Here is a 6,747-nt window from a genome sequence, read left to right on the forward strand (position 1 = left end):
CTGCGCCACATTGCGTACGACGATGCCGCCGCTGGACGGACGACGTGAGGGGGCGGCCACACCAGTCTGATTCCCATGATGACAACCACTGGCGAGCGCAGTTCGCCATCACCCGGCACCACCCGGCCCGGCACCTGAGACAGACCGGCCGGCCGCCGTCGACGTCCAGGGTCTGACCAAGCGGTACAGGCGCCGGACCGTCGTCACCGGTCTCGACCTCACGATTCCCGAGGGGGTCGTCGCCGGATTCGTCGGGCCCAACGGGGCCGGCAAGACGACGACCCTGCGCATGCTGCTCGGCCTGGTCCGCCCCAGCGGGGGCTCCGGGACCGTCCTCGGTCATCCCCTGGTGACACCGGCCCGCTACCTGCCACGGGTGGGCGCCCTGATCGAGAGCCCCGCGCTGTACCCGGCGCTGTCCGGTGCCCGCAACCTCGTCTCCCTCGCCGTGCTGGGCGGGCAGGACCCGACGCGGGTGGACGGGATCCTCGACGAGGTCGGACTCACCGGCCGCGGCGCGGACAAGGTACGGACGTACTCCCTCGGCATGAAGCAGCACCTCGCCATCGGCGCCGCCCTGCTCAGCGATCCGGACCTGCTCATCCTCGACGAGCCGACGAACGGACTGGACCCGATCGGGATCCGGCAGATGCGTGAGCTCATCCGATCCATCGCCGCCGGGCCGGCCATCGCCGGGAGCCGGCGCACGGCGCGCACCGTCCTGATCTCGTCGCATCTACTCGCCGAGGTCGAGCAGATCTGCGACTGGCTGATCGTCGTGGAGGGCGGGCGGCTGGCCTACCAGGGGCCGACCGACCGGCTGATGGCAACCTCCACCTACGACATCGTCCTACGCCCCGAGCACGACGATGACGTCCCGCTGCTCGCCGATCTCCTCGCCGGCCTGGCGGTACCGGCGACGCGGCGGCCCCGGGATGTCGTCGTCAGTCTCGACGCGAACCCAGACGACGGCCCCGACGGCCCCACCCGCCTGCTGGCCAGGATCAACCGGGCCGCGGCGGCCCGGGGCATCACCCTCGTCGAGATGTCTCCGCGCCGGCTCAGCCTGGAGGACCGCTACCAGGGTCTGGTCACCCAGGCCCGAACCCGGACGGCGACATCACCGACACCAGCACCGACACCAGCACCGGCCGGCGTGCCGGCTCCCAGCGGCCCCCCACGGGCGGGACGACGACCAGATCCACGAGTCCGATCCGCGGGCTGTCCGCCGCTGCGGCGGCCCGTCATGACGAGGGGACACTGCGATGAGTCTCCTGGTAGCGGCCCGGCGGTCCTTCCACGCCGAGCTGATCAAGCTGTGGCGGCCGAGTACGGCGGTGGCCATGGGCATCCTCGCCCTGCTGAGCGTGCTGTCGACCGTGCTGCTCCTCGCACTGGCCGATCCGGGCGGCTCCCCGCCGGGCGGCAGCGGTGGGCCACCGAGCTTCGACGTCACGTTCACGCAGGTGTCCGCGGCGTCCGGGGTGGCACTCGGTTTCACCGGCGGGAGCACCTTCACCGGCCTGCTGGTCTTCCTCGTCTTCGCGATCAGCATCACCCTCGAGTACAGCCAGGGGACGCTGCGAACCCTGTTCCTACGGGAGCCCCGGCGGCTGGGTTGGCTCGCCGGACGCATGGCGGTCATGCTCGTCCTGGTGGCGGTGGCGGTGGCGGTGGCGCTCGTCGCCGCGCTGGTGGTCAGCATCGTCGTCGGGCTGGCCGTCGCCGGGATTCGGGACATTGACACGTCAGCGTGGTGGAGCGCCGACGCGCTCGGGGAGGCAGCGTCGAGCTACCTGAACACGCTGGTGGCCGCCGTTTTCTTCGGACTCGCCGGGACCGTGCTCGGGCTGGTCCTGCGGTCGACGGCGCTCACCCTCGCCGTCGGGATCGCGTGGACGTTTCCGATCGAGCACATTGTCCAGGAGTCCTGGAGCGGAGCGGGCCGGGTCTTCCCTGGACTGGTCTTCGACGCGATCGGCCAGGGAGGTACCGCCGATGCCGGCTACGGGTCGACGCTGCTGATCGGGGGTCTGTATGCCGCCGGTGCGGCGGTGATCGGGGCGGTGAGCCTGGCCCGCCGGGACGTCACGGCCTGACAGCACGAATCTGCCAAAGGCAGACGAATGGCGGACAGATCGCCTATCATCACCGCTGATGGCGCCCGGCCGACGACGGGGAATGGCGGTTCGCATGGTGCCTTCCGATCGGAACCGCGGCGACGTCGTCAAGCGGATCGGACGTTGACCCCGCTCAACCGGCTGGTTCGCGAACTCGGCGGCGCCGACGCCTACACCGTGCTCGGGGTCGCGCGCACCGCTGACCGGGCGGAGATCCGCCGGGCGTACCGGGCCCGTGTCCGGGCCCATCATCCGGACAATCCCGCCAGCCGGGACGCACAGTCCATGCGCACGATGCAGCTCCTCACCGTGTCCCACGAAATCCTCGACAAGTGGCGGGACGAGTACGACGCCCGCCTCACCGGGCCGCCCTCGTCCCCGGCACCGGGCGCGGGCGGCCTGGGGTCGACGAACCACACCGGTCGGACGAACACCGGCACCCGCACGAACGCCGGTTGCCGGACGGGCACCGGTGCCCGCTGGGCTCCCTGGACCGCGGCCGACACCGGCGGTCACTACTACTCGAGCGGCCATCACTACTCGACCGGCTACCCGCGGAGTCGACACAACGACACCGGCCCCCACCCCCATCCGGGCTGGCCCGGAACACAGGCCCACCGACCCGCCGAACCCCACCAGACGGTCCGGCGGCACACGCGGACACCGCGGCATGCACAGGCACCGCGACACGCACAGGCACCGCGGTCCACGCAGACACCACGGCACGCGCGGACGCGGCAGAGGTCGGGGGAACGACGGGGGCCAGGTTCCGAGGCGACGCCGAAGGTCGGCAACTACCTGGCTCTCGCGATCCTGACGACATTCCTGTGCGCGCCGCTCGGCGTGATGGGGATCATCAACTCCTCGCGCGCGTCACATCGGCTCCTTGCCCACGACGTCGCCGGGGCGCGCCGGGCATCGCGTCGCAGCCTGGCCTGGTGCCTGGCCGGACTCGTGTTCGGCCTCCTCTTCCTCGCGTCTCTCTCGGTAATGGCGGGGCTCGGCGACGGGAGCTCCATCGGCTGACGAGCCGACGACCGAGCCGAGCGGACGGCCGCTACCGAGTTGCGGGCTAGTCGGATGGCGGGACGATCCGATCTCGATGATCGATGAGCCTCGCGCCGGGTCACTACCACGGTGAGCGGGCGGTCAGCTGTTGTTCGCCGCCGCTCCGACGATGATCGGAATGGCCACCAGATAGATCAGGAGGATGGCCGCGAAGGCGATGACCGAGATGATGCACCACTTCTTCGCCTTGGCGGACGCCTCTAGGGCGCCGGCCACATCGCCGGACTGCTGGCGTCCCTGCACCTGGGAGGCGAAGACGATCGCGACGATGCCGGCGGGCAGACAGCACAGCAGGGTGGCCACGATCGACTGCCACAGATAGGTCGGAATGGGCTGACCGTACGGCGGTTGCTGACCGAATCCCCCCGGCGGGTACGGCGGATAGCCGCCCGGCGGCCCTGGCCGTACCCGGGGAGCGGGCCGCTCGACGGAGTCGTCACCGGTACACACTCCTCCGGGTGAGGGCCGGTGGGAGCGTCGAATACAACGTGCTGGAATCGGTCTCGAAGCCGCCGGCCAAGCCGATGGCGAGGATGACCAGGAACACCACGATGATCGAGGTGGCCGAGATGATGCACCACATCCTGGCCTTCTTGGAGGCATCCAGCGCGCCGTTGATGTCGCCGATCTGCTGGCGGCTCTGCACCTTGGTGGCATAGACGATTGCCACCACACCGGCGGGCAGACAGCACAGCAGGGTGACCACGATCGACTGCCACAGGTAGGTCGGGATCGGCTGGTTGTAGGGCGGAGGTGGGCCGAACCCACCCGGGCCGCCGTAGCCCTGGGGTGCGCCGTAGCCCTGCGGCGCGCCGTACCCACCGGGCGGGGGTCCATAGCCGGGCGGTGGAGCGCCGTAGCCGCCCTGGTCATAGCCGCCCTGGCCGCCGTAACCGCCCTGGCCGCCGTAACCACCCTGGCCGTAGCCGCCCTGGTCATAACCCCCTTGGCCGTGACCGCCGGCGGGAGGGTACTCGGGTGGCTGGGACATTGGGTGCTCTCCTGTTGTCGTCGTGGCAGGCGAGCCGATGAACGGCCCCGCCACCGCGCCTGGCTGCATGATCCTCGGGGCGCTCGACTAGACACCGCCGACACTCCACCGACGCGTGATCCCCGACCCGTGCGCGGGATCCGTGACGCGAGGTGGGTGGACCACCATGCACGTCCCGGGCTCCGCGCGCACATTGTGGCACAGCCAGCATGTCGACCAACCGGCGTGCCGACCAGCCGGGCTCCACGCCACCCGAGAGCCTCACCGCCCGAAACCCCCGAGTTCCGACAAGTCGGTCTAGCACGTCGGTGTAGTGTTTCATCCGAACTATCTAGACATGGCAGCCGGCGTCGAGGGGGCGACCGGAGGCTGGTCCGGTCCGTCTCAGGCTGCTGTGCGACATGGAGGTCATCCGCTTCGATGCCGAAGCCGGGACCCGGGGGGGGGTCCTGACGACACTGCCACGCACGGAGGGATACCCGCGGTGAAGCACCGAGCGGAGGGCGATCCCAGCCCGCCGAGAGTCCGATCCGGTTCCCGGCGCGGGCATCGCCGTCCGCATCACCCTGCCTGGATCGCGTCGCTGGGCGTGATGGCTCTGGTCGCTGCCGCAGTCGGGTGGACCCTCGTCCCCGAACGCGACACCGGGGGCGAAGGCTCGGCGACAGTCGAGGCCACCGCCATCCAGCACGGGAAGCCCCGACACGGCGATGACCCCCGGGTACAACCCAGCGTCTCAGCAGGCACGACCGGCGGGCTACCCGGCGGAGACTCCAGCGCGACCGTCGGCTCCCCCTCGCCGTCACCCGCCCCGGTGCCCGCGGGCACCCCGGCCGGTACGGCCCCGCGGACCGCCGCCAAACCGACGACCCCCGGCGCCGCGGCCCGGGTCACGAAGCCGGCGGTACAGGTGCCCGTCATCCCCATCGGTGGCGGGGGCGATTCGGTGCCCGGCGGCATGAGCGGCGTTGCCGCGGGGACGATGACGCAGGTGCGGGCCTGAGAGCTTCCGCGGCTCGCCGGTCAACGTCGTGCTCACCTTCACCGACCGGTCGAGCTGGCAGACCATGACGAACCCGTGGCTCGGCTCGGGCCCGGAGAAGTTCTCGACCTTCGCCGGCACCTGGATCATCTCGCAGCCCTTCTACCCGACGGGCGGTGGGGACATGAACTCCTGCGCGAGCGGCGCCTACAACGGCCACTGGGCGGACTTCGGCCGGTGGCTGGTGGCGAAGGGCCGCCCGGCGAGCATCATCCGGCTCGCCTGGGAGTTCAACGGCGACTGGTTCCCGTGGTCGGTCTCCAAGACCAACCCCACCACCTGGGTGAACTGCTTCCGCCAGGTCGTCAGCGCGATCCGCTCGACGGATCCGCAGGCCCGCATCGACTGGACGCTGAATGCGCACAGCAGCGGGGCCTGGGCCGTCTACCCCGGTGACCAGTACGTCGACATCATCGGCATCGACAGCTACGACCAATGGCCGGCGAGCACGGACGACGCTGCCTTCGCCAGTCAGTGCCACGCCGAAACCGGGCTCTGCTCGACAATCGCGTTCGCCCGCCAGCACGGCAAGCAGTTCTCGGTCCCGGAATGGGGACTCGTCGGAAAGAGTGACACCGGGGCGGGCCGCGCCGGCCGGGCCGGCGGCGACAACCCGGTGTACATCCGCAACATGTACCAGACGTTCGCCGCGAACCGCGACATCCTCGCCTACGAGACGTACTTCAACGACTCGGAGCCCGGGAACGTGCACTCCTCCCTGGTGAACCCGACAGAGCATCCCGCTGGCGCGGCCACCTACGCCTCGCTCTGGTAGCGCCCCGCCCCGATGGCGGCACGGCTCCGACCGGATCACACCCAGATCACACCCAGATCGGAGCTGCCGGGAGCTAGAGACCGGTGGGAGCCGCGCGGAACCGCTCGATGTCGGCGTCGGAACCGCGCAGCTCGACCCGGGCGACCTGGCCCCGCCCGAACGCGTACAGCACGATCTCCTCAGGCGGCCCGACGATCTCCACCACCGGCTCGCCGCCGTGCAGGGTGCGCCGGCCAGGAGCGTCCGTACGCTCCGCCACGACACCCAGGCCGGCTCGCCGGAACCCGGCGAACCCGATCAGCAACAGAGCGGTCCACATCGCGTCACGGCTCCTGGTGTCAAGCTCGCGAGGCTCCCAGCCGGGGGCGGCGCGGCGGATGTCCTCGGCGTGCACGAAGAACTCGACCAGGTTCGTGGCATCGTCGATCAGGCCGATGCGGGTCGGCTGCCACCACGGCGGCCCGGCACGGAACGTCTCGACCAGCTCGGGAAAGGTGTGGGCCCGCATGGTGGCTCGCTCGGCCCGTTCCGTGATGCCGTGCAGCCGACCGACGATGAGCCCGGGAGCGGCCCACGGCACCCGCTCGCGGGTGACCAGGTGCGCCACCAGATCATGGTTTGTCCATCCGGCGCAGAGGGTGGACGCTGCCGGGCCACGCTCGGCCAGCAGGTCCGCGAGCTCCCGCCGCTGCGCCCGGGCTCCTCGCCGGGTGAGAACCGCTCCTGACCCCATCATGTGCGGCACTCTAGG

At 70.8% G+C, this 6,747-nt stretch carries 7 protein-coding genes and 1 pseudogene; 5 read left to right on the forward strand and 3 right to left on the reverse strand.

Translation table 11 applies throughout. The features are described 5' to 3' along the window. Window positions 1–223 precede the first annotated feature (223 nt). From AC08OT_RS17860 to AC08OT_RS17870, 3 genes and pseudogenes are all read left to right on the forward strand, one after another. Window positions 224–685: pseudogene (locus tag AC08OT_RS17860) on the forward strand (ATP-binding cassette domain-containing protein); the annotation flags it as partial. A 580-nt stretch (window positions 686–1,265) separates the two neighbouring features. After that, on the forward strand, window positions 1,266–2,099 hold the full coding sequence (locus tag AC08OT_RS17865; protein WP_476596289.1) for an ABC transporter: 834 nt from the start codon (window positions 1,266–1,268) through the stop codon (window positions 2,097–2,099). Window positions 2,100–2,243: 144 nt separating this feature from the next. Further along, on the forward strand, window positions 2,244–3,146 hold the full coding sequence (locus tag AC08OT_RS17870) for a CD225/dispanin family protein (protein ID WP_476596288.1): 903 nt from the start codon (window positions 2,244–2,246) through the stop codon (window positions 3,144–3,146). Window positions 3,147–3,269: 123 nt separating this feature from the next. On the opposite strand, the gene AC08OT_RS17875 is transcribed toward AC08OT_RS17870, so the two are convergent. Beyond that, window positions 3,270–3,491 carry a CD225/dispanin family protein gene (locus AC08OT_RS17875; protein WP_476594265.1) on the reverse strand — a complete coding sequence of 74 codons (222 nt, stop codon included), beginning with the start codon at window positions 3,489–3,491 and terminating at the stop codon, window positions 3,270–3,272. 133 nt (window positions 3,492–3,624) lie between these two features. After that, entirely contained in the window at window positions 3,625–4,179 is a 555-nt protein-coding gene (locus AC08OT_RS17880) for a CD225/dispanin family protein (RefSeq protein WP_476594264.1), read from the reverse strand. Window positions 4,180–4,771: 592 nt separating this feature from the next. On the opposite strand from AC08OT_RS17880, the gene AC08OT_RS17885 reads away from it, so the two are divergent. Both AC08OT_RS17885 and AC08OT_RS17890 read left to right on the forward strand, forming a co-directional pair. Then, a complete protein-coding gene (locus tag AC08OT_RS17885; RefSeq protein ID WP_476594263.1) occupies window positions 4,772–5,182 on the forward strand; it encodes a hypothetical protein in 411 nt (136 codons plus the stop codon). Window positions 5,183–5,210: 28 nt separating this feature from the next. After that, on the forward strand, window positions 5,211–5,996 hold the full coding sequence (locus AC08OT_RS17890) for a glycoside hydrolase family 26 protein (protein ID WP_476603071.1): 786 nt from the start codon (window positions 5,211–5,213) through the stop codon (window positions 5,994–5,996). A 73-nt stretch (window positions 5,997–6,069) separates the two neighbouring features. Here the strand turns inward: AC08OT_RS17890 and AC08OT_RS17895 are convergent, their stop codons facing one another. Further along, window positions 6,070–6,732 (reverse strand): TIGR03085 family metal-binding protein, encoded by a 663-nt coding sequence (locus AC08OT_RS17895; RefSeq protein ID WP_462187562.1) that lies wholly within the window; start codon window positions 6,730–6,732, stop codon window positions 6,070–6,072. Window positions 6,733–6,747: the final 15 nt, after the last annotated feature.

Source organism: Frankia sp. CgJB1 (genome assembly GCF_977947065.1).

Bases quoted from the DNA above. Each gene is read 5' to 3' on its own strand.
- AC08OT_RS17885 (WP_476594263.1), top strand. From the start codon at position 4,772: ATGGCTCTGGTCGCTGCCGCAGTCGGGTGGACCCTCGTCCCCGAACGC.
- AC08OT_RS17880 (WP_476594264.1), bottom strand. From the start codon at position 4,179: ATGTCCCAGCCACCCGAGTACCCTCCCGCCGGCGGTCACGGCCAAGGG.
- AC08OT_RS17865 (WP_476596289.1), top strand. From the start codon at position 1,266: ATGAGTCTCCTGGTAGCGGCCCGGCGGTCCTTCCACGCCGAGCTGATC.
- AC08OT_RS17895 (WP_462187562.1), bottom strand. From the start codon at position 6,732: ATGATGGGGTCAGGAGCGGTTCTCACCCGGCGAGGAGCCCGGGCGCAG.